25 protein-coding genes, 1 tRNA gene and 1 pseudogene are annotated in these 26,350 nt (G+C 61.8%); 10 read left to right on the plus strand and 17 right to left on the minus strand.

The window, feature by feature from the left end; all coding sequences use genetic code 11:
- Nucleotides 1-70 precede the first annotated feature (70 nt).
- The gene (locus BJQ17_RS13120; protein ID WP_070096163.1) at nucleotides 71-1,285 is read left to right on the plus strand and encodes an SAM-dependent methyltransferase; all 1,215 of its coding nucleotides are present in this window, start codon (nucleotides 71-73) and stop codon (nucleotides 1,283-1,285) included.
- A gap of 33 nt (nucleotides 1,286-1,318) precedes the next feature.
- On the opposite strand, the gene BJQ17_RS13125 is transcribed toward BJQ17_RS13120, so the two are convergent.
- The 7 genes from BJQ17_RS13125 to BJQ17_RS13155 form a co-directional block, all read right to left on the minus strand.
- Nucleotides 1,319-2,329: a DUF4917 family protein gene (locus BJQ17_RS13125; RefSeq protein ID WP_004575155.1), complete on the minus strand. Its 1,011-nt coding sequence runs from the start codon at nucleotides 2,327-2,329 to the stop codon at nucleotides 1,319-1,321.
- A 202-nt stretch (nucleotides 2,330-2,531) separates the two neighbouring features.
- A complete protein-coding gene (locus BJQ17_RS13130) occupies nucleotides 2,532-4,238 on the minus strand; it encodes a SulP family inorganic anion transporter (RefSeq protein ID WP_060545323.1) in 1,707 nt (568 codons plus the stop codon).
- A gap of 210 nt (nucleotides 4,239-4,448) precedes the next feature.
- Nucleotides 4,449-4,522, minus strand: a tRNA-Gly gene (locus BJQ17_RS13135).
- A 111-nt stretch (nucleotides 4,523-4,633) separates the two neighbouring features.
- The gene (gene phaG, locus BJQ17_RS13140; RefSeq protein WP_003252003.1) at nucleotides 4,634-5,521 is read right to left on the minus strand and encodes a (R)-3-hydroxydecanoyl-ACP:CoA transacylase; all 888 of its coding nucleotides are present in this window, start codon (nucleotides 5,519-5,521) and stop codon (nucleotides 4,634-4,636) included.
- A 336-nt stretch (nucleotides 5,522-5,857) separates the two neighbouring features.
- Entirely contained in the window at nucleotides 5,858-6,556 is a 699-nt protein-coding gene (locus BJQ17_RS13145) for a pseudouridine synthase (RefSeq protein ID WP_070096164.1), read from the minus strand.
- An 8-nt stretch (nucleotides 6,557-6,564) separates the two neighbouring features.
- Nucleotides 6,565-6,777: a cysteine-rich CWC family protein gene (locus BJQ17_RS13150; protein ID WP_003252007.1), complete on the minus strand. Its 213-nt coding sequence runs from the start codon at nucleotides 6,775-6,777 to the stop codon at nucleotides 6,565-6,567.
- Nucleotides 6,770-8,251, minus strand: coding sequence for a diguanylate cyclase (locus BJQ17_RS13155; protein WP_070096165.1), 1,482 nt, complete (start codon nucleotides 8,249-8,251; stop codon nucleotides 6,770-6,772). The genes BJQ17_RS13150 and BJQ17_RS13155 overlap by 8 nt, the downstream gene beginning before the upstream one ends.
- 212 nt (nucleotides 8,252-8,463) lie before the next feature.
- Here BJQ17_RS13155 and BJQ17_RS13160 point away from each other — a divergent pair, with 212 nt between their 5' ends.
- On the plus strand, nucleotides 8,464-8,913 hold the full coding sequence (locus BJQ17_RS13160) for a hypothetical protein (RefSeq protein WP_004575159.1): 450 nt from the start codon (nucleotides 8,464-8,466) through the stop codon (nucleotides 8,911-8,913).
- A gap of 43 nt (nucleotides 8,914-8,956) precedes the next feature.
- Here BJQ17_RS13160 and BJQ17_RS13165 read toward each other — a convergent pair whose 3' ends face one another.
- Nucleotides 8,957-10,063 (minus strand): enoyl-CoA hydratase/isomerase family protein, encoded by a 1,107-nt coding sequence (locus tag BJQ17_RS13165; RefSeq protein WP_070096166.1) that lies wholly within the window; start codon nucleotides 10,061-10,063, stop codon nucleotides 8,957-8,959.
- Between the two features lie 126 nt (nucleotides 10,064-10,189).
- Here BJQ17_RS13165 and ung point away from each other — a divergent pair, with 126 nt between their 5' ends.
- Entirely contained in the window at nucleotides 10,190-10,882 is a 693-nt protein-coding gene (gene ung / locus BJQ17_RS13170) for a uracil-DNA glycosylase (RefSeq protein ID WP_003252014.1), read from the plus strand.
- A gap of 26 nt (nucleotides 10,883-10,908) precedes the next feature.
- On the opposite strand, the gene BJQ17_RS13175 is transcribed toward ung, so the two are convergent.
- From BJQ17_RS13175 to BJQ17_RS13200, 6 genes are all read right to left on the minus strand, one after another.
- Complete coding sequence (locus BJQ17_RS13175; protein ID WP_070096167.1) at nucleotides 10,909-12,591, minus strand: bifunctional metallophosphatase/5'-nucleotidase; 1,683 nt, start codon at nucleotides 12,589-12,591, stop codon at nucleotides 10,909-10,911.
- 90 nt (nucleotides 12,592-12,681) lie between these two features.
- Nucleotides 12,682-13,737, minus strand: a complete 1,056-nt coding sequence (locus tag BJQ17_RS13180) for an AbrB family transcriptional regulator (protein ID WP_004575162.1) — start codon at nucleotides 13,735-13,737, stop codon at nucleotides 12,682-12,684.
- Nucleotides 13,730-15,244 (minus strand): tripartite tricarboxylate transporter permease, encoded by a 1,515-nt coding sequence (locus tag BJQ17_RS13185; RefSeq protein ID WP_019752457.1) that lies wholly within the window; start codon nucleotides 15,242-15,244, stop codon nucleotides 13,730-13,732. The genes BJQ17_RS13180 and BJQ17_RS13185 overlap by 8 nt, the downstream gene beginning before the upstream one ends.
- A gap of 1 nt (nucleotide 15,245) precedes the next feature.
- A complete protein-coding gene (locus BJQ17_RS13190; RefSeq protein WP_014859157.1) occupies nucleotides 15,246-15,704 on the minus strand; it encodes a tripartite tricarboxylate transporter TctB family protein in 459 nt (152 codons plus the stop codon).
- 199 nt (nucleotides 15,705-15,903) lie between these two features.
- Nucleotides 15,904-16,884, minus strand: coding sequence for a tripartite tricarboxylate transporter substrate binding protein (locus tag BJQ17_RS13195; protein ID WP_003252023.1), 981 nt, complete (start codon nucleotides 16,882-16,884; stop codon nucleotides 15,904-15,906).
- Nucleotides 16,885-16,930: 46 nt separating this feature from the next.
- Nucleotides 16,931-18,220, minus strand: a complete 1,290-nt coding sequence (locus tag BJQ17_RS13200; RefSeq protein WP_070096168.1) for an OprD family porin — start codon at nucleotides 18,218-18,220, stop codon at nucleotides 16,931-16,933.
- Between the two features lie 200 nt (nucleotides 18,221-18,420).
- Between BJQ17_RS13200 and BJQ17_RS13205 the strand changes: the two genes are divergently transcribed.
- Nucleotides 18,421-19,092: a response regulator gene (locus BJQ17_RS13205; protein ID WP_003252029.1), complete on the plus strand. Its 672-nt coding sequence runs from the start codon at nucleotides 18,421-18,423 to the stop codon at nucleotides 19,090-19,092.
- A complete protein-coding gene (locus BJQ17_RS13210; protein WP_003252031.1) occupies nucleotides 19,085-20,464 on the plus strand; it encodes a sensor histidine kinase in 1,380 nt (459 codons plus the stop codon). Before BJQ17_RS13205 ends, BJQ17_RS13210 begins: the two co-directional genes overlap by 8 nt.
- A gap of 65 nt (nucleotides 20,465-20,529) precedes the next feature.
- Here BJQ17_RS13210 and BJQ17_RS13215 read toward each other — a convergent pair whose 3' ends face one another.
- Nucleotides 20,530-21,336 carry an HDOD domain-containing protein gene (locus BJQ17_RS13215; RefSeq protein ID WP_004575165.1) on the minus strand — a complete coding sequence of 269 codons (807 nt, stop codon included), beginning with the start codon at nucleotides 21,334-21,336 and terminating at the stop codon, nucleotides 20,530-20,532.
- Nucleotides 21,337-21,391: 55 nt separating this feature from the next.
- Entirely contained in the window at nucleotides 21,392-22,333 is a 942-nt protein-coding gene (locus tag BJQ17_RS13220) for a folate-binding protein YgfZ (RefSeq protein WP_070096169.1), read from the minus strand.
- Nucleotides 22,334-22,466: 133 nt separating this feature from the next.
- Here BJQ17_RS13220 and BJQ17_RS13225 point away from each other — a divergent pair, with 133 nt between their 5' ends.
- Together BJQ17_RS13225 and BJQ17_RS13230 are read left to right on the plus strand one after the other, a co-directional pair.
- Complete coding sequence (locus BJQ17_RS13225; RefSeq protein WP_003252043.1) at nucleotides 22,467-22,721, plus strand: succinate dehydrogenase assembly factor 2; 255 nt, start codon at nucleotides 22,467-22,469, stop codon at nucleotides 22,719-22,721.
- Nucleotides 22,705-23,163, plus strand: coding sequence for a protein YgfX (locus tag BJQ17_RS13230; RefSeq protein ID WP_060537732.1), 459 nt, complete (start codon nucleotides 22,705-22,707; stop codon nucleotides 23,161-23,163). The genes BJQ17_RS13225 and BJQ17_RS13230 overlap by 17 nt, the downstream gene beginning before the upstream one ends.
- Nucleotides 23,164-23,284: 121 nt before the next feature.
- Here the strand turns inward: BJQ17_RS13230 and BJQ17_RS29985 are convergent.
- Nucleotides 23,285-23,464 (minus strand): annotated as a pseudogene (locus BJQ17_RS29985) (L-aspartate oxidase); the annotation flags it as partial.
- 43 nt (nucleotides 23,465-23,507) lie between these two features.
- On the opposite strand from BJQ17_RS29985, the gene BJQ17_RS13235 reads away from it, so the two are divergent.
- From BJQ17_RS13235 to BJQ17_RS13245, 3 genes are all read left to right on the plus strand, one after another.
- Nucleotides 23,508-24,941, plus strand: coding sequence for a tyrosine-type recombinase/integrase (locus BJQ17_RS13235; protein ID WP_070096170.1), 1,434 nt, complete (start codon nucleotides 23,508-23,510; stop codon nucleotides 24,939-24,941).
- Between the two features lie 53 nt (nucleotides 24,942-24,994).
- Nucleotides 24,995-25,462: a BRO family protein gene (locus tag BJQ17_RS13240; RefSeq protein ID WP_070096171.1), complete on the plus strand. Its 468-nt coding sequence runs from the start codon at nucleotides 24,995-24,997 to the stop codon at nucleotides 25,460-25,462.
- Between the two features lie 67 nt (nucleotides 25,463-25,529).
- Nucleotides 25,530-26,165, plus strand: coding sequence for a hypothetical protein (locus BJQ17_RS13245; RefSeq protein WP_070096172.1), 636 nt, complete (start codon nucleotides 25,530-25,532; stop codon nucleotides 26,163-26,165).
- The last annotated feature ends 185 nt before the right edge of the window (nucleotides 26,166-26,350 follow it).

Here is a 26,350-nt window from a genome sequence, read left to right on the forward strand (position 1 = left end):
GCAAGCCTGCTCCCACAGGGTGCCTGCGGCACGTTAGAATAGGCGTTCCGCTACCCAAGGCCCCCTTTTCATGTCCGCCAGTACTTCTGCCTCTTGCGCGCCGGATGCGCGCGCTCAGTTTCTCGACCTGCTGAACGCCGCCCTGTACGGCGAAACCCTGGTCAAGCTGGTGCTGGCGCGCCATGTCGGTGCCGACCAGACCTTGCAACGGATCATTGCCAAGCCGCTGCAGGTCAAGGGCCAGCCGTGCCTGTCGCTGGTCTACCGCCACCAGACCCGCGACATCACCCGCAACCTGCCGCTGGATCAGGCCCAGGTGCTGGTTGCCGAACTGCTGCCGGACAGCTTCCGCAATGCCCACCTGTTCGATGCTGACGGCGAAGTGCAGTTGACCTTCAGCAAGAAGGGCAAACCGATGCTCCAGCGCCACGGTGCCCAGGCACCGCGCGTGGCCGATGCGGGCAGCGGGCATGACCGCGAGAAGAAGCGTTATCTGGAGCTGTCGCGGCCGTTTCTGCGCGACCTCGGTGTGACCGACGCACAAGGCGCACTGATCCCGTCCATGTCACGCAAGTGGAAGCAGATCAACAAATTCATCGAGGTCTTCGATCACGCCCTGGCCAATGCACCGGTGTCGACGGAACAGGCGCTGCGTGTGGCCGACTTCGGATCGGGCAAGGGCTACCTGACCTTTGCCATGCATGACTACCTGCGCAACAGTCTGGGCCGTGACGCACAGGTGACCGGCGTGGAGCTGCGCCAGGACATGGTCGACCTGTGCAACGCCGCGGCCGCACGCCTCGACCATCCGGGCCTGGAGTTCCAGTGTGGTGACGTACGTAGCGTGGTGCCTGAGGCCATCGAGGTGATGATCGCCTTGCATGCCTGTGACATCGCCACTGACTACGCCATCCACACCGGTATCCGCTGCAACGCCGCGATCATCATGTGCTCGCCGTGCTGCCACAAGCAGATCCGCCCGCAATTGCACAGCCCAGGGTTGCTGCAACCCATGCTGCAGTATGGCCTGCACCTGGGCCAGCAGGCCGAAATGCTGACCGACAGCCTGCGTGCGCTGTACCTGGAAGCCTGTGGCTATGAAACCAAGGTGTTCGAGTTCATCTCGCTGGAACACACCAACAAGAACAAGATGATTCTTGCGGTGAAGCGTCGGCAGGCGGGGGATAACGGGGCGTTGCTGGAGAAGATTGCCCAGCTCAAGGCGTTCTATGGGGTGCAGAAGCATTGCCTGGAAACGTTGTTGCGCGCGGATGGGTTGCTCTGACGCCACCCACCGTTACGCCTGCCGGGCACCTTGTCAGCGCTGAGCAGAGGGCACTTCGATAGCCAATGCTGCCTGCCCCAACGGATGGGTGCTGGCATCGAAGAAATGCAGCGCCGTCCCCGGCAAATCCCCGAAACGATCTGCAAAATGCTGCTTCTGATTGATCACCGACGCCTCGCCCAGCGGCCGAATGGCAATGGATAGCTGTTGCGGACGGGCTTGGCGCACAGCGTCGAGCAGGTGCCGGTCACTGCTGTCCAGATGCTGCCCGAACAGGCATATCCCTTGGTTTTCCTGCGCCAGCTGCCCCAGGCACCAGCTCAGATAGTCCGAGTTGCGGATAGCGCGCAGTTTCTCGTCGCTGCGGTCTTCGTTGACGAACAGCGGTACTTCACCCGGGATATTCACGGCAAACCCATCGAGCAGTTCGGCGCTTTCAGCGCTGCGCTGGCGGGTGGTGCCGTCGGGCAACTTGAGCAGGTGCAGGCCGCCATGCAGGTGCAGCACCCGGGTACCTTCGCTGCCGGTGCGTCGCACGTCGAAATAGCCTTGTTCGTCGAACAGTTCGGCGAAGCCATTCGGGGCGTGCTGCACGGCCCATGGCAGCACCAGGTCGTAGTTGCTGGTGTAGACGCTTCGATAGGCGCGCAGGGCCTGATTGAGGGTTGCCAGGGTGGCCGGCGGCATCAGCGGCCAGGGCAGATGCACCGTGCGCACGGCGTGAATCAACGCTTCCTTGATCGAGTAGTAGCGGTTCAGCGGCGCGGTGGAGTTGATGGCCAGTGCGGCATTGGTACGCACGGTGGTGTTGAGGGCGCTGAGCACCGGCTCGAACAGTTCCGTGCCCAAGGACTTGAACAGTGCCTGGTCACTGACCGCCAGGCCTTTCTTGCGGCCTGCGCGTTGCGCTTGCTCGAACAGCGAGAAGTAGCCGAACGGCTTCCATACTGCGCGGCTTGCGCCATTGCCCAGCAGCAGGGCGTCGCAGGGGTGGCGGGCGGCGAGTTCTGGCCAGGGGGTAAGGGTGGCATCAAGTGCGGGCATGCTGGATCCGTTGGGTGGTGCGGGGAACGGGGCGACTTTAGCATGTCATGCGAGGTATGCGAGGGTTGGTGTCAAGGCGAGGTTTTGTGTTGCCTGTGCTGGCCCTTTCGCGGGTGAACCCGCGCCTACAAGTCCATGTAGGAGCGGGTTTACCCGCGAAAGGGCCAGCACAGGCGCAGCACGTTGAACAGGATGAAAGCCGCTAACCCTGTTCGGTCACTTGCACACTGCGGTTTCGGTTGCGCCACACGCGGTACGCACGAATCCCCGCGCGTACCGAGCCGAATAGCAGTTTTTCTTCCATGTCCCGCGCCATCCCCGAGCGCACCAGCATGCGCAGGAAAGTGCCACGGGCGCGGGCGATGGCGAAGAGGATGCCTTGAGCCGCCAGGGTGTCACGCACTTCGCGCAGGGCGGCGATGCCGCTGACATCAATGCTGGTTACCGCTTCGGCATCGAACAGCACGGCTTTAGGCTGGTCCTGGCTTTGCACGGCTTCTAGCAGGCGCATCTTGAAGTAGTCGGCATTGAAGAACAGGATGGCGTCGTCGAAGCGGTACACCACCAGGCCAGGCACGGTGCGGGCGTCCTTGAACTTGCGGATGTCCACTTGGCCTTCGGTGCCCGGCAGCCAGCCCAGTACGGCATCGGTGGGCTGGTAGATGCTGTAAAGCAGGCGCAGGATCGCCAGGGTCACGGCAAACACGATGCCGGGCAGCACACCCAGGCCCAGTACGCCCGCCGTGGTCAGCAGGCACAGCCAGAACTCGAAGCGGCTTAGACGCCGGATATGCCCCAGCGATTTGATGTCGATCAACCCCCAGCCCGCCATCAGCAGCACGGCGCCCAGCGCAGCCTGCGGGATCCAGGCCATGGGCGCGGTGAAGAACAGCAGGATCAGGGCGATCACCAGTGCCGCGATGATGCCCACCAGCTGGCTTTTGCCACCGACCATGTCGTTGACTGCAGTGCGCGAGTCGGCACCGCTGATGGCAAAGCCCTGGGAAACCCCGGCCGCCAGGTTGCTCACGCCCAGGGCGACGAATTCGTGGTTGGCGTTGATCGCATAGCCATGCCGGGCGGCAAAGCTGCGTGCGGTAAGCATGGCGCTACAGAAGCTGACGGTGGCGATACCCAGGGCGTCGCGCAGCAGGCTCTTCATTTCCGCCAGGTTGCTGTGTGGCCAGGCCAGTTGCGGGATGCCTGCAGGTACCGGCCCAAGGACGGCGACGCCAAAGCGGTCAAGGCCGAACAGGCCAACCAGCAGCATGAACAGCGCCACTACCGTGAGGGCTGCGGGCAGGCGCGGGTAGCGCCGTGGCAGCCAGATGAGCAGGCCCAGGGCGGCCAGGCCGATGATCAATGTGACCCAGTGAATTTCCCCCAGGCGCTGGAAGAAGTTGATCAGGCTGAGGATGAAACCGTCGCCCTCGATCTGGAAGCCCACCACCTTGGACAGCTGCCCGGCGATCAGGCTCAGCCCGATACCGTTGAGGTAGCCGATCAGGATCGGCCGCGAGAAGAAGCTGGCGATGAACCCGGCGCGCGCCAGGCCCGCGGCAATCAGCATCACGCCGACCAGCACGGTGACGATCACCGACAGTTCGACGATGCGCTGCGGGTCGCCCATGGCCAGCGGTGCCACGGCACCGGCGATCATCGCGCAGGTGGCGGCGTCGGGGCCGACCATCAGCTGGCGCGAGCTACCGATCAGCGCGTAGACCATCATCGGTAGCACACAGGCGTACAGGCCATATTGCGGCGGCAGCCCGACGATCTGCGCATAGGCAATGGCAATGGGAATCTGGATCGCGGCTACCGACAGGCCAGCTTGCAGATCGGCGTGGAACCATTCACGGCGGTAGTGCAGCAGGTTGGCAAGGCCCGGTAGCCAGCGGGAGAGAAACATGCGTTGTCCTTTCGAATGGTTTCACGAATCCATTGAGCATATCCGCCACAAGCCGTTTCGCTTGCGCACGCAAAGGCCCGATGCGCATTGAAGCGGATCGGTGGGTAAATGGCCATGGGCCAGGTCAAGGCAGGGTGAAAAACGAAAAAAGGAGCCAAGGCTCCTTTTGACTGCGATGACGTTGCTGGAACGCCATGCGGGAATGCGATGTGGAGCGGGTAGAGGGAATCGAACCCTCAACTAAAGCTTGGGAAGCTTTCGTTTTGCCACTAAACTATACCCGCATCTGAGCTCGACTTTTTACCAGAACCTTCAGCGAATTAGAAGCCCAAGTTATAAAAAAGCTTGTCGGCGCCCCGTGGCCTGCGGGTATTTGCTACAAGGCGCCGAGCCGCTCAGATGGCAAATGCATGCTGCCCCTGTTGCACGGGTTGGTAACGTTGGCGGGGTTCACGCACGGTTGGCTTGAGGAACCCTAGCATGACACTGCGGGTGTTCTCGCAGGCGGTCTTGTTCTCCATGTCCAGGAAGTGGCCCGCATCGCGGATCACGCTGAACTGGCTTCTGCCCACATGCTTGCTGAACTGCCGCGCATCTTCGACTGTGGTGTACTCGTCGCGTTCGCCGTTGATGAACAGCACCGGGATGTTGATATTGCGCGCGCCTTGCAGCGCACGTTCCAGGTCGTGCTCCAGCACCTGGTTGATGTGGAAGTGCATCTGTGCGTACTCGTGGCTGTCCAGGCTGCTCACATGGCGGTAGTTGAAGCGTTTGAACAGCGACGGCAAGTGCTTGCCGATGGTGTCATTGACCAGGTTGCCGACCTGATAACGGTCGCAGGCGGCCAGGTACTGGCAGCCACGGTCCAGATAGTCGCGCATCGGCTCGTTGATCACTGGCGAGAACGAACTCACCACTGCCTTCTTCACGTACCGCGGCTGGTGCGCCAGCGCCAGCAGCGTGCTTGCGCCACCCCACGAAAAAGACATCACGTGGTCTGCCTGGAAGTGCTCGATCAGCTCAAGGAGGATATGCGCCTCGGTCTCCTTGCTGATCAGCCGTTCCTGACGGTTGTGCGGCTTGGACTTGCCTGAATACGGCTGGTCGAACAGAACCACGTTGAACTGTGGGTGCAGGTTACGTACCGTCTGGGCGAACGAGGCCGTGGTGGCCAGCGAGCCGTTGATCAGGATGATCGTGTTTTCGGCCGCATCCGCGCGATAGAACTCCGTGTAAACCCGATACTGACCTTGGATATCAAGTACAGCGATTTCTGGCCTCATGTCATCGACTCCTGGCGCAAAAAGGGTATTCGCGTCACCTAGGGTGCACGTTCTTTATGACAGGTAGGCATTTGCCTGAAGATAATCCGGGGGCCCTGTGTCGATCCTTGGCACTTGCGTCGACGGTATTGTTTTTGGCGGGCAATTTGCCGTGCCCCAAGGCATCTAGGCTTTGGGTGGCCGGCAAAAAGTGTCATCGCCTGCAGGTGTGACTTGGTAGTCACATGCAGACTGACGATTTGGATTCAAGCAGTGGGTTGGGGATCGCGCAAGTGCCGTTCGGTAAGTAATGTGACTTTTGTCGCTGAGCGGTCGTGTGACGACACCGGCTGTCTGTCACGCCTGGACAGTGGCTATCTCATTGGCCGTCAGTTCACGATACTCCCCCGGCGCCAACCCCGGATCCAGCCGGATCGCTCCCATGCTCTCCCGATGCAGCCCCACCACCTTGTTGTTGAAGTGCCCGAACATGCGCTTGACCTGGTGGTACCGCCCCTCGACGATCGCCAGCCGGGCTCGGTGGGGGCCGAGGATGTCCAGCTGGGCTGGTTGGGTGGTGAGGTCTTCGAAGGCAAAATAGAAACCCTCGCGAAACTTGGCCACATAGTGCTCGCCAATCTCGTCATCGGTGTCCACCAGATAATGCTTGGGCAGCTTTGTGGCAGGCTGGGTCAGGCGCCGTGACCACTGGCCATCGTTGGTCAGGATCATCAGGCCGGTGGTGTTGAAATCCAGGCGCCCGGCTATGTGCAGGTCATCTCGCAACGCCGTGGGCAGCAGGTCGAGAACGGTACGGTGTTGCGGGTCGTGGGTGGCGCTTACGCAGCCAGTGGGCTTGTACAGCATCAGGTAGCGGGCCGGCCGGCCGGTCTGCAGCAGTTGCTCGTCCAGCTCTACGCGGCTGAATTCACGCACGTCGGTCAGCGGGTCACTGGCGACCTTGCCGTCCACCCGCACGCGGCGTTGCGCCAGCATCAGGCGAACTTGCTGGCGGTTGTAGCTGGGCAGGTTGGCGAGGAAACGGTCAAGGCGCATGGCAACGATCAGTGGGCAGCGGATGGACGGAGCTGTTCTTCAACGGCGGCGCAGCGCGGGCACAGACAGGCTTTGTTACGCAGTTCATCGGGCAGGGCCTGAAGCACGGCCGGGTCGATGGTCACGCTGTAGCACCAACACGCCTGGGTGGCACGGCGTGGGTCGGCCAGGCTGCATTGGTTGAGGGCACCGCAAGCGGGGCAGTGTTGCTTGTCATTCATGGCGGGTATCACTGCAGACGCGGTTGCGGCCAGCCTGCTTGGCACGATAAAGCGCGCGGTCGGCGCGGGTCAGCAGGGCGTGCAGGGTATCCCCCGGTTGCAGGCTGCTCAGGCCGATGCTGGTGGTCAGTCGCAGCGGCTGGTTGTCGTAACTGAAGGTCAGCTGTTCGGTGCGTCGCCGGATCTTTTCCGCCACCTCGATGGCCTGGTCGCCTTCAGCTTCGCGCAGCAGCACGATGAATTCCTCACCGCCCCAGCGGCACAGTATATCTGACTGACGCAGGCTGCCTTGCAGCACATTGGCGAATTGGCGTAGCACTTCGTCACCTGCCAGGTGGCCGTGGTTGTCGTTCAGTGCCTTGAAGTGGTCCAGATCAATCAGCAAGGCCACCAGAGGGCTATTGTCGCGCCGGGCTTCTCGCAGCGCCTGGGCGGCGAGCAGGTCGAAGCTGCGCCGGTTGTGCAAGCCGGTGAGGCTGTCGAGCGTGGCCAAGGCTTCGGTGCTGGCCTGGTGGCGGCGGACCATGGCATGCACCAGTGCCAGCACCACCAGTGTGATCATCGTACAGATCGCCAGGTTCAGGTACAGCGCGTGGCGAATGCGGTCGAGGACGCCGGTTTCGCGTTTGTCCACCAACAGGTACCAGTCCAGTTCGGGCAGGTGGCGAACGTTGAGAAAGTGGCTGTGGTTTTCGCTGTCATGGTACTCGTGGCTACCTTCGCCCGGCACCCACTGCTCGGCCAACATGGCCTTCAGCTCAGGGTTGTCGCTGAGTGACTGGCCAACTTGCAAACCATGCGGGCCACCCTCGGAGCCGGTCAACAGCACCTTGCCTTTGGCATCGGTGAATAGCACCGCGCGCTGGTAGCGGCGTTGGTACTGATCGATCAGCTTGACCACCGACGATACGCTCAGCCCTACGCCTGCCGCGCCGATGAAGCGCTGCTGGTAGTCGTGCACCTGGTAGTTGATGAACACGGTCAGGCTGTCCTGGTTGGCCATGTCCAGATCGACGTTGATCTCATAAGGGGCCTTGAGCTCACGCAGACGGAAATACCAGGCATCACGCCAGGTGCCCGGTTCGACGTGCTTGAGCACGCCTTTGGCCTGGTAGTAGGTCCGCGTGCGATCGGACACGAAAAAGGACGTGAAGATGTCCTGCTTGCCCATGACCTCGCTCAGGTAACGGGTCATGCGTTCGGTATCCTGCTCGCCGGACAGCACCCAGTCGCGCAGGAAGGTGTCCTGGGCCATCATCGAGGCGATCAGCACCGGGCGGATCAGGTCTTTCTGGATTTCCGAGTAGACAGTGTCGGAGGTCAGCGGCAATTCGGTATTGATGATGCCGTCGCGGATGGCGCTTCGCGAGGAGAAGTAGCTGAGCAGCGAAGTGGCCAGGAAGCCGCAGGCCAATAACACGAGCAGGGTAACGATCAGCGAGCGTTGCGAGAACAGAGCGGAACGTAAGGGCATGATCTTCCCGTGATGTGTGCCGAGCCGCTTATTCTAGTGAGATGGCCAGCAAATGACTGCAAGTTTTTCAGGGTTATTTCACCTGTATCAAGTTATTGCAGAAATGGCACTGAACCTGCGCGCCACTGTCTTATTAAGTGTCGATTGACGCACCTCGTCTCGACGCTCGCCAGCGCCGCTGTTCGGGCACTCCCGCGGTCCAGGAGGCCGCCATGTCCTATCGAATCCTGTTGATCACCCTGCTGGGGCTGATGACTTCGGCCTGCGCCCCGTACTACGAGCGCGGGGGCTATTACCGTTCGGACTACTACTCCACCGACCGCTATGTGGCGCCGGGGTATTACCGCTATGACCGGTACTATGTGGCGCCAGCCCCGCGCTATTACTATCAGCCTGCCCCCCGTTACTACCATGGGGCGGCCCCTGCGCCCTATTACCGGCCATATTCGCAGCCAGGGATGAACCAGTGGCATGGCAACCCGCGCTATGACTATGGCAATCGCCAGCGACAAGACTACAGGCAGGACCGGGATCGCCATGACTATCGCAATGACAGCCAGCGTTACCGGCATGGCGACTGGCACTCCAATGGGCAGGGTAATGACCGCGGGCGCTGGGAGGGTCGGCGCGGGCAGGGGCAAGGAGGAAACTGGCAGCGCTAGGTGAGTGGAGGCGGGGCTGAAAAGCAGCCCCAGGTTCACGAAGCTAACCCACATCCGCCAATGGGTGGCGTCCCTCCCACGCCTTGGCAAAATGCGCCTCGACTACCGCCGCCGGCACTTGCGCCACATCAGGCCAGTGCCAGCGCGGCTGGTTGTCTTTGTCCAGCAGGCGAGCACGCACGCCTTCGCTGAACTCAGGGTGGCGGCAACAGTTCAGGCTCATGCTGTATTCCATCTGGAACACTTGCGCCAACGACAGATACCGCGCCCGGCGGATCTGCTCCCAGACCAGATGCGCGGTCAGCGGGCAACCCTCATGCAGGCGTTGGCCGGCATCTGCCAGCAATGGGTCGTCATGCTGCTTGAGCCTTTCCAGCGCGCGCCAGGCTGAAGCCGCATCGGCCACGTCGAGTAACTGATCGATCACATGCCGTCGTGGCAGCCACTGGGCATCAGGCAGCTCGGCGCAGGCACGATGCTGCTCGGCCTTGAGCAAGCTGTTCAGTTGTACGGCGGTCTGCTCCTGCCAGTTGAGTTGCAGCAACTCCTCGATCAAGGCCTCTTGCTGGTGCTCGCCCAGAAAACGGTCAGCCAGGCCCAGGTCAAGGGCATCGCGGGCGTTGATCGGCGCGCCGGTCAGGCCGAAGAACAAACCCAGCTTGCCCGGCAGCCGGGCCAGGAACCAACTGGCGCCTACGTCAGGGTACAGGCCGATGCTGATTTCCGGCATGGCCAGCCGGCTGCTGGGTGTGACGATACGCACATTGGCGCCTTGCAGCAGCCCCATGCCGCCACCCAGTACATGCCCATGGCCCCAGCAGAGTAACGGTTTGGGGTAGGTGTGCAGGGCAAAGTCCAGGCGGTATTCGGCGGCGAAGAAAGAGGCCGCCAGCGGTGGGACACTGCCGGGGTGGTCGCGGCAGGCTTGCACCAGCGCACGGACATCGCCGCCTGCGCAAAAGGCTTTTGCCCCGTTGCCGCGCAGCAGCACGCTGACGATACCCGGGTCGCGGGCCCAGGCATGCAGTTGTTCGCCCAGCACTTCGATCATCGGCAGGGTCAGGGCATTGAGCGCCTTGGGCGCATCCAGGGTGGCGATGCCGATGCGGGCGCCATCGACGCCGGTGAGTACCTCGCAGTGAATGGTCATGGACTACCTCTCGCAAGTCATCGCTCAAGTATGGCTTGCCTGGCCAATCATGCCGGTCGTCGGTCGGATCGTTTGACAAGCGCGAAGGGCTTACCTAGTGTCGCGCCATTGTTTATGGAAGGCCCCATGACTGACGACGATCGCATCAAACTCGAACCCAGCTGGAAGGCCGCATTGCGCGGTGAATTCGACCAGCCTTACATGCACCAGCTGCGCGAATTTCTGCGTGGTGAGTACGCTGCCGGCAAGGAAATCTACCCGCCAGGGCCGCTGATCTTCAATGCGCTCAATTCGACACCGCTGGACCAGGTGAAGGTGGTCATCCTCGGGCAGGACCCGTATCACGGGCCGGGGCAGGCCCATGGCTTGTGCTTCTCGGTGCAACCGGGCGTGGCCACGCCGCCGTCGCTGGTCAATATCTACAAGGAGCTGCAGCGCGACCTGAACATCCCGATCCCCAGCCACGGCTACCTCCAGAGCTGGGCAGAACAAGGCGTTCTGTTGCTCAACACGACCATGACCGTCGAGCGCGCCAATGCCGCGTCGCATGCCAAGAAAGGCTGGGAATTGTTTACCGACCGGATCATTCAAGTGGTCAGTGAGCAATGCCCGAACGTGGTATTCCTGCTATGGGGGGCGCATGCACAGAGCAAGCAGAAGCTGATCGACGGTACCAAGCACCTGGTACTGAAGTCGGTCCATCCTTCGCCGCTGTCGGCGTATCGCGGGTTCATCGGTTGCGGGCATTTCAGCCGTACCAACAGCTTCCTCGAGCAGCGGGGGCTCGGGCCCATCGACTGGGCACTGCCCCCGCTGTGAGAAACCGGGGTGGGGTACGCAATCGCTCAGGGCGTCATGCTGATGCGCGGCTCGCTGCGCTGGCCAATTGCAATACCCCGCTCATGGTTCTGGCGTACATACGCCACCAAGGCTTCCAGGTCGGAGATGCCGGTGTCCTGGCGTCGCCTTCCTTCTTTGAAAGTGGCCAAGCCACCGCCACCATCGGCCAGGAACAGGTTGCTGACGACGCGATAATGGGTCAACGGCTCAACGGGTTTGCCGTGAAGACGCACACTGCCCTCGACGACACGGCTGCCGACAGGCCGTGAACCATCCCACTCATAATGAAAACCCTTCGATACTTGCAGCGGATTGAAACTGCCCCTGTTCCATTGAAGGTTGAGCAGTTCGGTAATCTGCTTGCCTGTCAGTTCCTGAACCACCAGTGGGTTATTGAACGGTTGTACGGCAAATAATTGTTCGTAGGTCAGGTCGCTATCGGCAGGCTGTATCAAGTCACTTCGCAGCCCACCCAGGTTGAGAAAGGCAATCTGGGTATTAAACGCTTGGGTCATGGCCAATTGGGCATCCGTGACCAGGTTCCCCAAGGTTGTTTCACCGGCGGCATTTTCTTTGCGGTCAAGTTCTGCCGTCGAGATGCGTCCTATGGGTTCGAGCAATTTTTCCCCGGACCGCTGACGCACTTCCTCCAGCAAACTCGTCAACTTGGCATTCGGCAGGTAGTTCTGTGGGTCAGCAGGAATATTGCGGGCGGTGATGTTCGTGACGTGATGGGTGCCTGGCGTTACCTGCAACTGCAACTGAGTCAGGAAGTGGCCGTATTTGCCAGCCTGAGTGATGCTCAGGTCACCCACCCTGCATTGATAGCTGGCATGCGAGTGACCGCTGATGACAGCATCTACCGCAGGATCCAGCCGCTTCGCCACGTCGACGACCGCGCCACTCAGCTGGCTGCAATCCTGCGTGTCGAACGGCTCGACGGTATCCCCTCCTTGGTGCATGACCGCAATGATTGCATTGACGCCTTTGGCCTTGAGCTCCGGAATCACGTCATTGATGGCTTGCGCTTCATCTGTGGCTTTGAGCCCTGCGAATGCGCTGGCCGAGACCACTTTTTCCATGTTGCGTGGCACGGCACCGACGAACGCTATCTTGACCCCTTTCACCTCTTGAATGTGATAGGCCGGTAGCAAGCGCTCGCCCGTGGTGGTATCGATCAGGTTGGACGCTATGTAAGGGAAGCCACTTCCTGGATAATCGCCGCGAAACGTGCAGGCCTTTTCAGGGCGCGTTGACTCGCATCCTCCGTGGATCTGACGAAGAAACTCGGCCTTGCCTGCATCCAGTTCGTGGTTCCCGGATGCGCTGACAATCATGCCCATCGCGTTCAAGGCCTCAAGCACAGGCTCGTCAGCCCACAGCGCAGAAATGGCGGGGCTGCCCCCTATCAAGTCGCCAGCCCCGATGAACAGCAGATCGGGGTCCTGCGTTCGCAGCTCATCGAGCATGGCGCCGAGTGTGGCGATGCCGCCGTAGGTCAGGCGGGTAGCGCCTTGCGCGCCGGCGTAGTCCTGGGGGTTGGGTTCCAGGTAGCCGTGAAGATCATTGATAGCCACGACGTTGATCTGGACGGGGGCAGGTGGCTCTGCGGCAAGGCTGCCTGCGCTGATGGCAAGGCATGCCCAGGCAATAGCCGAGCGATAGTTGCAAGAAAGACGGACTTTCATCATTACCTCTTGAATGCCGGGAAGTGTGGGTTTGCTGGCGATCAGGGCAGCAATCCGACTCTATTCATCCGGGCATTGGGCAAGTGGTAACTATCTATCTTCAGGGGGCTTGCCGCTTGAATACCTGTTGTCCCACCACCGGAAAAGCGGTTCTGCAAGAAACAACACCAAGATCAGGCGCATCACCTGCAGCGCGGTTACCAGCGGCACTGACAATTGCAACGTTTCGGCCGTGAGGCTCATTTCGGCGATCCCGCCAGGCATCATCCCCAGTGTCAGCGAACGCAAGTCCAGTGCAGTCATCATGCTCAGCACCCACGCGGCACTGGCTGCAATCGCCATGCACAACGCCGTGGCCATCAAGGTGCGTCCCAGGAACGACGGTGCGCGGCGGAAGAACGCGCGGTTGAAGTGGCAGGCCAGGCCGCTGCCGATGAGCCACTGGCCGATCTGGCTGGCGCCGTTGGGCAGGGCGATCTGCAGGTTGCCGGCCAGGCTGACCGTAGCCGCGACCAGCAATGGCCCGAACAGCCATGGGTTGGGCTGGCGCAAGCGCTGCCAGAGCAAGGCAACGGCAACGCCCAAGGGCGCAATCAACGCCAGCCAGCCCCAGCTCACGCTACCGGTGTGGTTCAGTGGTACCCCGTCACCCAGCAGAAACTTGAACAGCGCCGGCACGCACAGCACCACTGCCAGCACACGCAAGCTTTGCGCTGCCGCCACCTGGCTGAGCACCGCGCCATTGCGCGCCCCAAGGTTGACCATCTCGCCCGAACCGCCTGGCATGCTGGCAAAGAACGCGGTGGCGCGGTCTTCACCGGTTCGCCGCAGCAGCCATACGCTGATCACGCTGGACAGGGTGGTGAACAACGCACCGAAGCAGATCAGCGCGAAATGGCTGGCCACCTGCTCGATCACCGCGGGGGTGAAGTGCAGGCCAATACCGATGCCGATGATCCACTGCCCGCACTTGCGGCCGTTGGGGATTTCCGACAGCTGCCAACGCGTCAGGCAGCGCACCAGGATGATCGCCAGCAATGAGCCGACCATCCATGGCAAAGGCCAGCCGACCTTGCTGGCGGCAAAACCGCCAGCAAGGCCGACCAGCCCGGTCGCGACGAACAATGGCAACGACCGATCAGGCATCGGCCAGGGCCCGGCGCTGCAGGCTGCGTTTGCGCCAGATGCGCAGCAGCGGCAGGGCGAGCATCAGCACTACCAGCGCCCAGACGCCCATGCTGATCGGGCTGGACCAGAGGATGCCCAGTTCACCGTTGGAGATCGACAGCGCCCGACGCAGGTTTTGCTCCATCAGCCCGCCGAGGATGAAGCCCAGCAGAATCGGCGACAGAGGGAAGTCCAGCTTGCGCAGGATGTAGCCCATGATGCCGATACCGACCATGAGGAACAGGTCGAAGGTAGTGGCATGCACGGCGTACACACCGATCGCGGTGATGATGGCGATCACCGGCACCAGCGCCCAGTTTGGCACGGCGAGGATGCGGGTGAAGATGCGGATCATCGGGATGTTGAGGATCACCAGCATGATGTTGGCGACGAACAGCGAGGCGATCAGGCCCCAGACAATATCTGGCTGCTGTTCGAACAGCAGTGGGCCAGGGGTGATGTTGTACAGGGTCAGGGCGCCGATCATCACAGCTGTGGTGCCAGAGCCCGGTACGCCCAGGGTCAGCATCGGGACCAGGGCGCCACAGCAGGACGCACCAATGGCCGTTTCCGGCGCTGCCAGGCCACGGGCATCGCCTTTGCCGAACTTGCCGCTTTCCCCGGCCATGCGTTTCTCGGTCATGTAGGCCACGGCGCTGGCCAGCGTTGCGCCGGCGCCGGGTAGAACACCCATGATGAAACCGAGCAGGCCGCAACGGATGTTGACCAGGAACACCGAGGCCGCTTCCTTGAAGTTGAACAGCATGCGGCCGGTAGCCTTGACCGCCTGGTGGCCATGGTGGGTCTTTTCCAGCAGCAGGAGGATTTCGCTGACGGAGAACAGGCCCAGCACGAGCACCACGAACTGAATGCCGTCGGCCAGGTGCACGCTGTCACCGGTGAAGCGGTAAACGCCGCTGTTGGCGTCGATGCCGACCGCCGACAGGAACAGGCCGATGAGAGCGGCAATGAAGGTTTTCAGTGGTTTGTCACCGGCCATGCCACCCAGCGCGACGATGGCGAACACCATCAGCACAAAGTACTCCGCCGGGCCGAAGGCGATGGCCCATTTCGCCAGCAGCGGGGCGAACAGCACCATGCCGCAGGTGGCAATGAAGGCGCCGATGAACGAGCTCCAGGCCGACAGCGACAGCGCGACGCCTGCCAGTCCTTGGCGAGCCATCGGGTAGCCGTCCAGGGTTGTCATCACGGTCGAGGCTTCGCCCGGGATGTTCAGCAGGATCGAGCTGATACGCCCGCCATATTCGCAGCCCAGGTACACCGCCGCCAGCAGGATCAGCGCCGATTCCGGCGGCAGGCCGAGGGCAAAGGCGATGGGGATCAGCAGGGCCACGCCATTGATCGGGCCCAGGCCCGGCAGCAGACCGACCACGGTGCCGATCAAGGTGCCGGAGAGGGCGGTGACCAGGTTGTAAGGGGACAGGGCAATGCCGAAGCCCTGGCCCAGGTAGCTCAAGGTATCCATGTCAGTTCTCCAGTACGCTCAGCAGGCCAAGGGGCAGTGGCACGTCCATCACACGGTCGAACAGCCAGTAGAGGAAAATGCTCATGCCGGCCACCACAATGGCGCTTTGCAGCCAGCGGCCACCGTACAGCCGAGCCATGGGCAGGCCGACCAGGATGGCGCTGAGGATGAAGCCGAGCGCTTCAAAAGTGGCGGCGAAGACGATCAGCAGGCCGACACAGGCGGTGATCTTGATCAGGGTCTCGCGGTCCAGTTCCGGTTCGTCATCCTTGCGCACGATGGGCGTTGGGCGGAACAACAGGTACAGCAGGCCCAGCCCCATCAGGCCTAGCACTAACAACGGGTAAGCGCGCGGGCCCACCGGTTCATAGGAAAATGCAGCCTGATAGGGCCAGGCCATCACGGCCAGGGCGGCACACACCACTAGCAGAGCCAGGGCGAAAATGCGTTGAAGGATCATTGGGGAATCCTCGTTGGGATTGCTCAAGTGAGATGCACATCCTGTGGGAGCGGCCTTGCGTCGCGATCGGGCGCGAAGCGGCCGCTAAACCTGCCGATGCGATCTGTCCGAAGCATCGTATCGGCTGTGCCAGGGGCCGCGTCGCGCCCGATCGCGACGCAAGGCCGCTCCCACAGGGGTGGTGGTGAGTCCGACAGGCTTACTGGATCAGGCCGAATTCCTTGGCCAGTGCCTTGTAGTCAGCCACTTGCTTCTTCACATAGCCGTCCAGCTCTTCGCCGGTCATGGCGAACGGGAACAGCTCGCGCTGGTCTCGCAGCTTGGCGAAGTCCTCGGAGGCCAGCATCTTGTCGAACGAGGCCTTCCACCAGGCGTAGTCCTCGTCGCTCACTTTTGGCCCCAGGTAGAAACCGCGCACCACCGGCCAGACGATGTCGTAGCCCTGCTCCTTGGCAGTAGGGATGTCTTTCATTTCCGGCTCGTCCAGGCGGTTTTCAGAGAACACCGCGAGGATGCGCATGTTGCCGCTCTGGATGTGCGGCATGGAGTCGGAAATGTCGGTAGAGCCGACCTGGATATGGCCGCCCAGCAATGCCGTGGCGATTTCGCCGCCGCCCTCCAGGGCCACGTAGCGCAGGTCGCGCGGGTTTATGCCTGCGGCCTTGGCGATCAACGCGGTCTGCATCCAGTCCTGGCTGCCGACGGTACCGCCGGAACCGATCACGACCTTGCTCGGGTCTTTCTTCAGCGCTGCGACCAGGTCATCAAGGGTCTTGTAGGGCGAGTCGCTCTTCACCGCGATGGCACCGTAGCTGGTGCCGACGGCAGCCAGCCATTTCACTGCGTTTTCGTCGAAACGGCCGAATTTGCCCTGAGCCAGATTAAGCAGTGAGCCGCTGGACCAGGCCACCAGCGTGCCGGCGTCTGCCGGGCGCTGGGCGACCACGGCGTTGTACGCGACCGCGCCGACACCGCCGGGCATGTAGGTGACGCGCATCGGCTTGCTGAGGATTTTTTCTTGTACCAGTGCGCTTTGCACCAGCTTGCAGGTCAGGTCGAAGCCACCGCCAGGGGAGGCGGGTGCGATGCATTCGGGGCGTTTCGGTTCTGCAGCGAGGGCGTTGCCGGCCAACAGCAGGCAGCCGGTAGCGAGGACGAGGCGGCGCAGTGAAAAGGTCATCGTCGATCTCCGTGAGCGTTGTTGTTATTGGATTACCGCTATGGGGTTACCACAGCGCCACGCTGTAGCTGACCAACAGCCTCACTTCATCCGCGTCACGGGCAAAGTTGGAGCGGAAGGTGGCGTTGCGCAGGCGCACGGCGACGTTCTTCAACGGGCCGCTTTGTACCACGTACTTCAGTTCGGTGTTGCGTTCCCACTCTTTGCCTTCGCCACCGGCAGCACGGCTGACGTTGTCACCGCTGATGTAACGGGTCATGAAGGTCAGGCCCGGTACGCCGAGCGCGGCGAAGTTGTAGTCGTAGCGCGCCTGCCAGGAGCGTTCGTCGGCACCGGCGAAGTCGTTGATCTGGACGAAGTTGACCAGGTACGGGTCGGCGCCATCCACATACGGGAAGGCACTTTCGCCAGACAGCTGCTGCCAGGCGGCGCTGACCTTGTGCCCGCCCAGGGCATAGCTGAGCATGCCGTTGACGGTGGTGTTGTCGATGTTGCCGGCCTTGGCTGCACCGGCGTCGTCGCTGATGGCAAGGCGCAGGTCGGCACCCAAGGTGCCCGGGCCCCATGGCTGGGTGGCGACCATGCCGATGAAGTGCTGGCGGTAAATATCGTCGAGCTGGGCGAAGTGGTAGCTGCCGGTGATGCGGTCGGTGAACTGGTAGTCGAGCCCGCCCAGGGCCAGGTTGTCAGCGCTGAAGCTGCCACCGAAGCGGCCGTTCTTGTTGTTCAGCGCCAGGTCTTCCCAGTTGGTGTCGTTGCGGTCCTTGGCCTTGTCCAGGCGGCCACCGGTGAAGGTCAGGCCCTTGATCTCTTTGGAGGTGAGCAGGCCGCCCTCGAAGGTTTGCGGCAGGATACGCCCGTCGTTGGGCTGCAGGGTCGGCAGTTCGGGGATCAGGGTGCCGATCTTGAGTTCAGTCTGGGAGATCTTCACCTTGCCGGTCAGGCCCAGCTTGGAGTATTCGTCGGCAGCCTTGCCGTCATCGTGGGTCGGCAGCAGGCCGCTGTCGGTACGGTCGGGGCTGGAGTCGAGCTTGATGCCGAGCATGCCCAACGCGTCCAGGCCAAAGCCCACGGTGCCATCGGTGTAGCCAGACTCGAAATTGAGGATGAAGCCCTGGGCCCATTCATCGCGCTTGGATTGCTGCGCGCTGGTGCCGTCGCGGAAGTCGCGGTTGAAGTACATGTTGCGGGTTTCGAAGGTGGCCGTGCTGTCTTCGAAGAAGGCGGCCTGGCTCATCGGGGCGACACCGGCAAGCGCGAGGGCGCTGGCGATGGCTGAGGGGCGTGGGGCAAAGGAACGGGTAGGCGCGAACGCCTGCGGCTGCAATGACAGCATCGTCGATGACTCCGTTTATTGTTCTTATTCGTTGCACCTTGCTGGTGCTTTTTTCGGCGCGAAGGGCGACCGTGGTGCGATGCTAGGCAACGAACCTTTCGCTAACCTTTCAGCGTGAAAGGTTTGTCACGAGGGGCTTCACAGGCGTGGTGACAGCGGTACACTCCGCGCCACCGCCCCACCCGAGCCGGGAGAATCCGATGCGTGTGCTACTGGTCGAAGACCACCTGCAACTGGCCGAAAGCGTGGCCCTGGCCTTGAAAAGCCATGGCCTGACCGTAGATGTGCTGCATGACGGCGTGGCTGCCGACTTGGCGCTGGCCAGTGAGGAATACGCCGTGGCCGTGTTGGATGTCGGCCTGCCGCGCATGGACGGCTTTGAGGTACTGGCGCGCTTGCGAGGCCGTGGCAAAACCTTGCCAGTGCTGATGCTGACTGCGCGCAGCGACGTCAAGGACCGGGTCCATGGCCTGAACCTGGGCGCCGACGATTATCTGGCCAAGCCGTTTGAGCTTACCGAGCTGGAAGCGCGGGTCAAGGCCTTGCTGCGCCGCAGTGTGCTCGGTGGCGAGCGACAGCAACGCTGTGGGCCGTTGGTGTATGACCTGGACACCCGGCGCTTCACCCTCGGTGATGACAACCTGACGCTGACCTCACGCGAGCAGAGTGTGCTGCAAGCGCTGATCGCCCGCCCGGGTCGGGTGATGAGCAAGGAGCAGCTGGCTGCCCAGGTGTTTGGCCTGGACGAAGAAGCCAGCCCTGACGCCATCGAAATCTACATTCACCGCCTGCGCAAGAAGCTCGACGGGCACCCCGTAGCCATCGTCACGTTCCGTGGTCTGGGTTATTTGCTTGAGCACCGCGATGCGTGACAACGGCAGCCTGCGCGGGCGCTTGCTGGGTAATTTGGCGCTGTTGCTGGTGGTGCTGATGCTGGCCAGCGGCCTTAGCGCCTACTGGAATGGCCGCGAGGCCGCCGACACCGCCTACGACCGCACCCTGCTGGCTTCGGCGAGAACCATCGCCGCGGGCCTGTCGCAGCGCGATGGTTCGTTGAGCGCGGATGTGCCTTACGTGGCGCTGGACACGTTCGCCTATGACAGTGCGGGGCGCATTTACTATCAGGTGCTGGATATCCAGCAAAGGCTGATTTCTGGCTACGAGAACCTGCCGCCACCGCCGCCTGGCACGCCGCGCACCGACGACTATCCGGCATTGGCACGGTTCTACAACGCCACTTACCTGGGCCAGGACGTTCGTGTGGTCAGCCTGCTGAAGCCGGTCAGCGAGCCGAACATGAACGGCATGGCAGAAATCCGCGTAGCCGAAACCGAGGAAGCGCGGGTGCGTATGGCCCGAGGGCTGATGGCCGATACCCTGCTGCGCCTGGGCATGCTGGCACTGGGGGCGTTGGTGATGGTGTGGTTTGCCGTGAGTGCCGCGTTGCGGCCGTTGGAGCGCCTGCGCACAGCGGTGGAGGAACGTCAGCCGGACGACTTGCGAGCGTTGCCGGTGGTACAGGTACAGCGCGAGCTGGGCCCGCTGGTGCGCGCCTTGAACCACTTTACCGAGCGCTTGCGTGGCCAGTTCGAGCGCCAGGCGCAGTTCATTGCCGACGCGGCCCACGAACTGCGAACGCCGCTGGCGGCGTTGAAGGCACGTGTCGAGCTGGGCTTGCGCTCGGCCGAGCCACAGGAGTGGCGGCAGACCTTGGAGTCTGCAGCCCAGGGCACCGACAGGCTGACCCACCTGGCCAACCAGCTACTGTCGTTGGCGCGGGTCGAGAATGGCGCACGGGCAATTGCCGAGGGCGGTGCGCAGCGTCTGGATTTGAGCCAGCTGGCCCGTGAACTGGGCATGGCCATGGCGCCATTGGCGCACAAGCGCGGGGTGTCGCTGGCGCTGGAGGCCGAGGCGCCGGTATGGCTGAAGGGGGAGCCGACGTTGCTCAATGAGTTGTTGAGCAACCTGGTGGACAATGCCTTGGCGCATACACCAGCGGGTGGCAATGTGATTTTGCGGGTAATGGCGCCGGCGGTGCTGGAAGTGGAAGACGATGGGCCAGGTATTCCCGAGGCCGAGCGCGAACGGGTGTTCGAGCGGTTCTACCGGCGAAGTGCGCAGGGCAGTGGATTAGGGCTGGCGATCGTTGGCGAGATCTGTCGGGCGCACCTGGCGCAGGTGAGCCTGCATGATGGCGAGAAGGGCGGGTTGCGGGTGCGGGTGAGTTTTATTGCGGATTGAGGGTTTGCCTGTGTCGACCCTTTCGCGGGCTCATCTGCGAAAGGGCCCTGGCAGGCTGTTACAGCTCAGCGCAACATGCTCCGCGCCTCTAGCAGTTCATCGACCTCCAGCTCGGTGCCAAACGGCAGCCCCAGATGGCGGTAAGCCGGCAGCGCAGCCAATGGCCGGTGGCGCCCGCGCTGACTGATGCAGCGGGCGATCTGCACAATGTCGATGTAATCAATCTTGTCAGTCTGGCGGTCCAGGTCATGAACCTGGCTCGGCAGGTTGACCAACTGCTCCGGAAACTCCCAGGCCTTGAGGATCTTGTCCCCCAGCACCGGCTGGAGTTGCTCGATCACGTAATGCAGGCAAACCGGGTCGGACAACAGTTCGTTGTGCTCTTCGGCATAGATGAGTACCGGCAGCGCGCCAATCTGGTTGACCAGCCCACCCAAGGTGGCCTGGTCAGGCTTCAGAGGTGTAAAGCGACGGCAGATTTCGTAGCTGATGCCCGCCACTTCCAGGCTACTGGCCCAGATATCGCGCAGTTTCTGCTCGACTGCCGGCGAGCGGGCATGGAAAATCTGCTCGATCACCAGGCCGATGGCCAGGTTGCAGCTGTAGTTGATGCCTAGCCGCGTGATGGCGGTATGCAGGTCGGTCACCTCGACCGCAGCACGCAGCAGTGGGCTGTTGACGACCTTGATCAGGCGCGCTGAAAGGGCCGCGTCGCGGCCGATCACCTTGCTCAGGGCCGCTACGCTGATCTCGTTGTCTTCCGCTGCTTCGCGGATGCTCAAGGCAACCTCGGGCAGGGTTGGCAGGACCAGGTCATCCTTTTCGATGGCGTCGAGCAATTGTGCTTGAACCAACTCGGCCAGCTTGTTCATGGGCATGTCTACCGCAGTGGTGGTGCGGCCCCGCCACAGGGGTGGGGCAGGCTGGTCAGCGCTGGATTTCCCGGTCGCGGTCCAGTTCGTAAGGCAGGGTCAGCACCTGCAGGCGCGGGCCTTCGAGGCTGCCCAGGTGCAGGTTGCCGTCTTCCACCGCCTCGGCGCTGAGCACTGCGAGCAGTTCGCAGCCGGCGCCGTTGCCGGCAGCAATGACCACTTCACCGACCGACGACCCATGGGTGGGCGAGAAGATCTCGGCGCCCGGGGCCGGAATGGCCTGCTGGTCCAGAGCCAGGCGGTACTGGCGGCGCTTGAGTTTGCCCAGGTACTGCATGCGGGCGACGATTTCCTGGCCGGTGTAGCAGCCTTTCTTGAAACTGACGCCGTCGACGGCCTGCAGGTTGATCATCTGCGGGATGAACAGTTCACGGGTCGGGCCCATGACCTGGCCGATACCTGCGCGAATCTGGCCCAGCAGCCAGTCGTTGAGCGTGCCTTCGGGCAGCGCTGCGGCGAGGGCCTGGCGTACAGGCTCGGCGTCAGCCGCCGGCACCCACAGCTCAACCCGGCCGGCGGACACGGCGATCGCGATCAGCCCGTCATGGCGCACGGTGCTACCGGCGGCTGCGGGCACGACAAGCCCCAGCGCCTGCAGTGCAGCGTCGCCACCTTGCAGGCCGAAGCGTGCCCATGCGCTGCTTTCGTCGGTCAGCGTGGCCTTGGAGAACACAGCGTACTTTTTCAGGTCGGCCAGTTGCGCGTCGAGCAGTTCACTGGCCATGGCCAGCAAGTAGCCGTTGCCTTCGGGCACTATGCGGAAGCTCGACTGCATGCGCCCCTTGACCATGCAGCGGGCGCCGAGGCTGGCGTGTTCCTGGCTGAGGTAGTTGATGTTGCAGGTCAGCTGGCCTTGCAGGAACTTGCCTGCATCGGAGCCGCGGACGGCGAGGATGCCCTCGTGGGACAGGGGGCAGAAGAAAGCGGAATCGGCCATGGGTCATCGCGGTGGCTAAAGACTGGCGGCCATCATAGAACGCCGGTAACAAAATAGGTAGGTGACTAGACCAACGCCCGGTGTCGCTTCGCGCGCCGGGCTGTATACTGGCGGCCCATTCGAGGAGGGCCCCATGGTCGAACAAACTGAACTCAACCGGCTTTTCTGGCACAGCCGCCGCGGCATGCTGGAACTGGACGTACTGCTGGTGCCTTTCACCCAGGAAGTCTACCCCACCCTCAATGAGACCGACCGTGAACTGTACGTGCGTCTCTTGAGCTGCGAGGATCAGGACATGTTCGGCTGGTTCATGGAGCGCACCGAGTCCGAAGACCCGGAACTGCAGCGTATGGTCCGCATCATTCTGGACCGTGTCCAGCCCAAGTGAGTGTTTCGAGTGCCGTTGGCAAGGCTCGCGCCTGCTGCTGACGGCCTACCTGGCTTGTCAGGTACTGGCGTGGCTTGCCGTGTGGGCGAGCCCGCTGCCCGGGTGGCTGGCCTTTTCTGTTGTCGCCGCCTGTACGGCCCACGCTGGCTGGGCCATTCCCCGACGTATTCTGTTGACCCATGAGCATGCTGTTGTCGGCCTGCGCCGTGATGTGCGGGGCTGGCAGGTGTTCAGCCGTGCCTGTGGGTGGCAGTCAGTGCGCTTGTGCCGGGATAGTGTGGCTTTGCCTGGGCTGGTGGTGTTGCGCTTTGAGCGGGCGGGGCGGTGGTTGGGGCAGAGCCAGTGCGTACCGCGGGATGCGCTGGGGCCGGATGAGCATCGGCGGTTGCGCGTGCGATTGAAGTTCAGCCGGCGGCGCTGGGCTGCGGTGAGCCGGACATAGATCAGGATCGGGTCAGTTTCTTCGCGGGCTCGCCCGCTCCCACAGGTACTGCGCAATGCTGCAAGGCAGTCAAATTCCTGTGGGAGGGGGGGGCGAGCCCGCGAAGGCCGCGACGCCGTTTTCAGAGCGGGCTGAGGATGGTGTCCTTGGCCTCGTCCAGCATCCCTGGATAATCCAGTGTGTAATGCAACCCTCGGCTTTCCTTGCGCTGCATGGCGGACAGGATCATCAATTCGGCCACTTGCGCCAGGTTGCGCAGCTCGATCAGGTCACGGCTGACCTTGTAGTTGCTGTAGAACTCGACGTGATGAGGCTAAACCCAATGGATACAGGGGTTTCAGCCGATGACCATCAACCAGCCCTCCCAAACTGGGACAAACCTGTTACAAACTGCCCTCGCCAAGCCATACCACTATCGCCGGTCTGGTCGCTATTACCTTCGCCTTCGCCCTCAAGGCACCGCTAAGGGCTTCTTCACGCTGTCACTCAGGACCACCGACAAGGCCACCGCTATGACCATCTCGCAAGACATCCTCTCGACCCTCAAGGCCTACCATCTGGACAACCCAGAGGCGTCATGGGATGAGCTGAGAGAGCGTCTGTTGGACATCGCTGAGTACAGCCTGACGATGGCCCATGGCGATAGCTCACTGGTTGCCTACGAGATGATTAACGATGAGCACCATCAGGCCCTCCGTGAGGCAAGCGCAAAGCTGCCCCTGAGCGTCAATCAGCAACGGGCTGTGAGTAAGGCACTGGAGATCATTGAGGCGTCTCAGGAGCGCATGAAGGGCAGGTCTGGGAATCTGGTGGAGATCGTAAAGGGTCTCAAGGATGAGCATTGTAGCACGTCAGTGGCCCTGTCTCCGTCCCTATCTGTAAGTTCATCTGAGCGGCTGACCTTCAAGGCTCTGTCTGCGCTGTACATGGAGGAACGCAAAGACAGCATTCAGGCCAGCACCATGCGGGACGTGAGATCGTCCTGTGAGGCTATCGCTACGATCCTCGGTGACTTGGACTTGAAGGCCCATACGCGGGAGGACATGAAGAACCTTCGGGACAAACTCCTTGAGGACCGCAAGCCATCGACGGTGAAGAAGCTACTGACCCGGCTATCAACTGTCATGGACTGGGCTGTGCATAACGGTTACCTCGATAAGAGCTTCGACAAGGGTCTGAAGCCAACGAAAGGAGCTGATAGCTCCCGTGAGGCGTTCTCTCAGGATCAGGTCAAGGCCCTCATGGCGCACGCTAAGACCCTGCCGGTGGACGCATGGCTGCGTTGGGCATTGTCCCTTGGGGTCATCGCTGGGACCCGTATCGAGGAACTCAGGCAGTTAACGAAGGCCGATGTTAAGCAGGTCGGGGATGTCTGGGTTATCGACATCAATAGGAACGATGGCAAGACAGCCAAGACCAAGAATGCTTTGAGGGTCATCCCGTTGACCGATGGCGCCTATGGGTTCGACCTGAAGGCTTTCCTTGAGTTTGTCCAAAGGGCGGACTCTCGCCTGTTCGCTTTGGGCGCTGGGCGATTCTCTGAGTTGCTCAATGGGCTTATCCGTGATGTCTTGGGTGTGAAGGCTGATCGGACGCAAACCTTCCACTCGCTACGGCACTCTCTGGCTGGTGCCTTGAAGGCCGCTGAGATTCCTGTTGGCACCGCTGAGTCCATCTTGGGGCACGCTTCGGGGTCGATCAGTTATGACCTGTATGGGGCGGGCAGTGCGGTTGAGGTGGGGCGTATGGCTGAGGCACTGAAGACTGCCTTTCTCTAATGGCATGAAGGGTCTGCCGCTTGCGGTGGACCTGCTTTGAAAAGCGTAATTTCATGGGCATCGAGCTGGATGTTCTCGTGGGTCACCCTGAGCATGACCTGCTGTTCGTGGCGACTCAGGTTGCCAGAGCTGCTGGTCTGAAAGACCCATCTGTCGCAGTACGGGACCACCGGAAGACTAAGCACGGGTCTGGGCACGGGAGGATGCTTGAGGCACTGATGGGGGATTCACCCATTAGCCGCCCAGAGGACCACTTGGGCCGCTGCCTGCGCTGCAACACGGTCATGTTCATTGAGTCCGAAGTGTACGCAATGCTGCTCAGGTCACGAGCACCTCAAACCGAACCGTTCCGTAAGTGGGTCACTGAGGAAGTCCTCCCGACCATCCGCAAGACCGGCTCGTACAACGCTGCTGAGTCGAGCAACCCGATTGCCGTGGGCATCATGGATGAGCTGAAGCTGCTCCGTGGGGAACTGGTGGAACTGAAGGAGATCGTTAAGGCCCTTGTTTACTGGACTTGATGGCTGGTGTCGCCAAATACCCTCACTATGGCTGCACGTTCGCAGCGGCCATCTGAGGACCACTTCCATGACCCTGCTCACCCAACCCGGACCACTGCACCGCCACGTCGATCACGAAACCGGCACCATCCTTCACATTGACCCAATCACTGGCGAGGTCATCCGCCGCAAGGACATGGTACGACCCGCAAACCTCGAAGCCCAGTATCAGGCATGGGCCGCTGAGCGTCGTGCCGATGAGTCGCTCTCTGAGGACCACCAGAAAGCCGCCAAGGGCCTTTCCAGCGACCCCCAAGGGCAACCCCAAGAGACCCCAAGCGATGAGCCTAAGCGAGGACGTGGACGCCCAAAGGCCACCTTCGCCAACCCTGTCGCAGCCTATATGTACCTCCTTGCGATTCCCGATCCGCTGCCATGGGTAGACGACATCATTACCGGGTCAATCATCACCAGTGCAGGAGTCACCAACGGAAAGATCAACGTCAAGGCCCGAGCGGTCATCGGTGCGTTGTTCCTTTCGGAGATCACAGCGGACGCCTGCAAGACCAATGAGTATTCCTTGAGGACCGCCCAGCGAATCGCCAAGGCTGCTCGACACGCTGCCCATGGGATCGCTTCGTATGTCGAGAGACACCCAGACATCAAGGCTGAGATTGTGGCTGAGGTAGGCGCAGAGGCTCTATTCCGGGGCTTAGCGACTTAACGCCGGATAATATAAAGAAAATCTCAACGACCATCTTCAGGTCAAAGCATCGACCAGACCCAGAGGGAGAGGGGTTGTTAATTACAACTCCCCTCATCTCAAAGGGCATCTTTAAGAACACCTCAAAGGAGACCTTCCAACATGACCAGCATTGTCTGCCCAGCTAACTCACGCCTCACCGAACA

The organism is Pseudomonas sp. NBRC 111139, from assembly GCF_001753955.1.
Taxonomy (GTDB): Bacteria; Pseudomonadota; Gammaproteobacteria; order Pseudomonadales; family Pseudomonadaceae; genus Aquipseudomonas; species Aquipseudomonas alloputida.

Excerpts from the sequence above, each read along its gene's own strand:
- BJQ17_RS13120 (WP_070096163.1), top strand. The coding sequence starts at position 71 with ATGTCCGCCAGTACTTCTGCCTCTTGCGCGCCGGATGCGCGCGCTCAG.
- BJQ17_RS13125 (WP_004575155.1), bottom strand. The coding sequence starts at position 2,329 with ATGCCCGCACTTGATGCCACCCTTACCCCCTGGCCAGAACTCGCCGCC.
- BJQ17_RS13130 (WP_060545323.1), bottom strand. The coding sequence starts at position 4,238 with ATGTTTCTCTCCCGCTGGCTACCGGGCCTTGCCAACCTGCTGCACTAC.
- phaG (WP_003252003.1), bottom strand. The coding sequence starts at position 5,521 with ATGAGGCCAGAAATCGCTGTACTTGATATCCAAGGTCAGTATCGGGTT.
- BJQ17_RS13145 (WP_070096164.1), bottom strand. The coding sequence starts at position 6,556 with ATGCGCCTTGACCGTTTCCTCGCCAACCTGCCCAGCTACAACCGCCAG.
- BJQ17_RS13150 (WP_003252007.1), bottom strand. The coding sequence starts at position 6,777 with ATGAATGACAAGCAACACTGCCCCGCTTGCGGTGCCCTCAACCAATGC.
- BJQ17_RS13155 (WP_070096165.1), bottom strand. The coding sequence starts at position 8,251 with ATGCCCTTACGTTCCGCTCTGTTCTCGCAACGCTCGCTGATCGTTACC.
- BJQ17_RS13160 (WP_004575159.1), top strand. The coding sequence starts at position 8,464 with ATGTCCTATCGAATCCTGTTGATCACCCTGCTGGGGCTGATGACTTCG.
- BJQ17_RS13165 (WP_070096166.1), bottom strand. The coding sequence starts at position 10,063 with ATGACCATTCACTGCGAGGTACTCACCGGCGTCGATGGCGCCCGCATC.
- ung (WP_003252014.1), top strand. The coding sequence starts at position 10,190 with ATGACTGACGACGATCGCATCAAACTCGAACCCAGCTGGAAGGCCGCA.
- BJQ17_RS13175 (WP_070096167.1), bottom strand. The coding sequence starts at position 12,591 with ATGAAAGTCCGTCTTTCTTGCAACTATCGCTCGGCTATTGCCTGGGCA.
- BJQ17_RS13180 (WP_004575162.1), bottom strand. The coding sequence starts at position 13,737 with ATGCCTGATCGGTCGTTGCCATTGTTCGTCGCGACCGGGCTGGTCGGC.
- BJQ17_RS13185 (WP_019752457.1), bottom strand. The coding sequence starts at position 15,244 with ATGGATACCTTGAGCTACCTGGGCCAGGGCTTCGGCATTGCCCTGTCC.
- BJQ17_RS13190 (WP_014859157.1), bottom strand. The coding sequence starts at position 15,704 with ATGATCCTTCAACGCATTTTCGCCCTGGCTCTGCTAGTGGTGTGTGCC.
- BJQ17_RS13195 (WP_003252023.1), bottom strand. The coding sequence starts at position 16,884 with ATGACCTTTTCACTGCGCCGCCTCGTCCTCGCTACCGGCTGCCTGCTG.
- BJQ17_RS13200 (WP_070096168.1), bottom strand. The coding sequence starts at position 18,220 with ATGCTGTCATTGCAGCCGCAGGCGTTCGCGCCTACCCGTTCCTTTGCC.
- BJQ17_RS13205 (WP_003252029.1), top strand. The coding sequence starts at position 18,421 with ATGCGTGTGCTACTGGTCGAAGACCACCTGCAACTGGCCGAAAGCGTG.
- BJQ17_RS13210 (WP_003252031.1), top strand. The coding sequence starts at position 19,085 with ATGCGTGACAACGGCAGCCTGCGCGGGCGCTTGCTGGGTAATTTGGCG.
- BJQ17_RS13215 (WP_004575165.1), bottom strand. The coding sequence starts at position 21,336 with ATGAACAAGCTGGCCGAGTTGGTTCAAGCACAATTGCTCGACGCCATC.
- BJQ17_RS13220 (WP_070096169.1), bottom strand. The coding sequence starts at position 22,333 with ATGGCCGATTCCGCTTTCTTCTGCCCCCTGTCCCACGAGGGCATCCTC.
- BJQ17_RS13225 (WP_003252043.1), top strand. The coding sequence starts at position 22,467 with ATGGTCGAACAAACTGAACTCAACCGGCTTTTCTGGCACAGCCGCCGC.
- BJQ17_RS13235 (WP_070096170.1), top strand. The coding sequence starts at position 23,508 with ATGACCATCAACCAGCCCTCCCAAACTGGGACAAACCTGTTACAAACT.
- BJQ17_RS13240 (WP_070096171.1), top strand. The coding sequence starts at position 24,995 with ATGGGCATCGAGCTGGATGTTCTCGTGGGTCACCCTGAGCATGACCTG.
- BJQ17_RS13245 (WP_070096172.1), top strand. The coding sequence starts at position 25,530 with ATGACCCTGCTCACCCAACCCGGACCACTGCACCGCCACGTCGATCAC.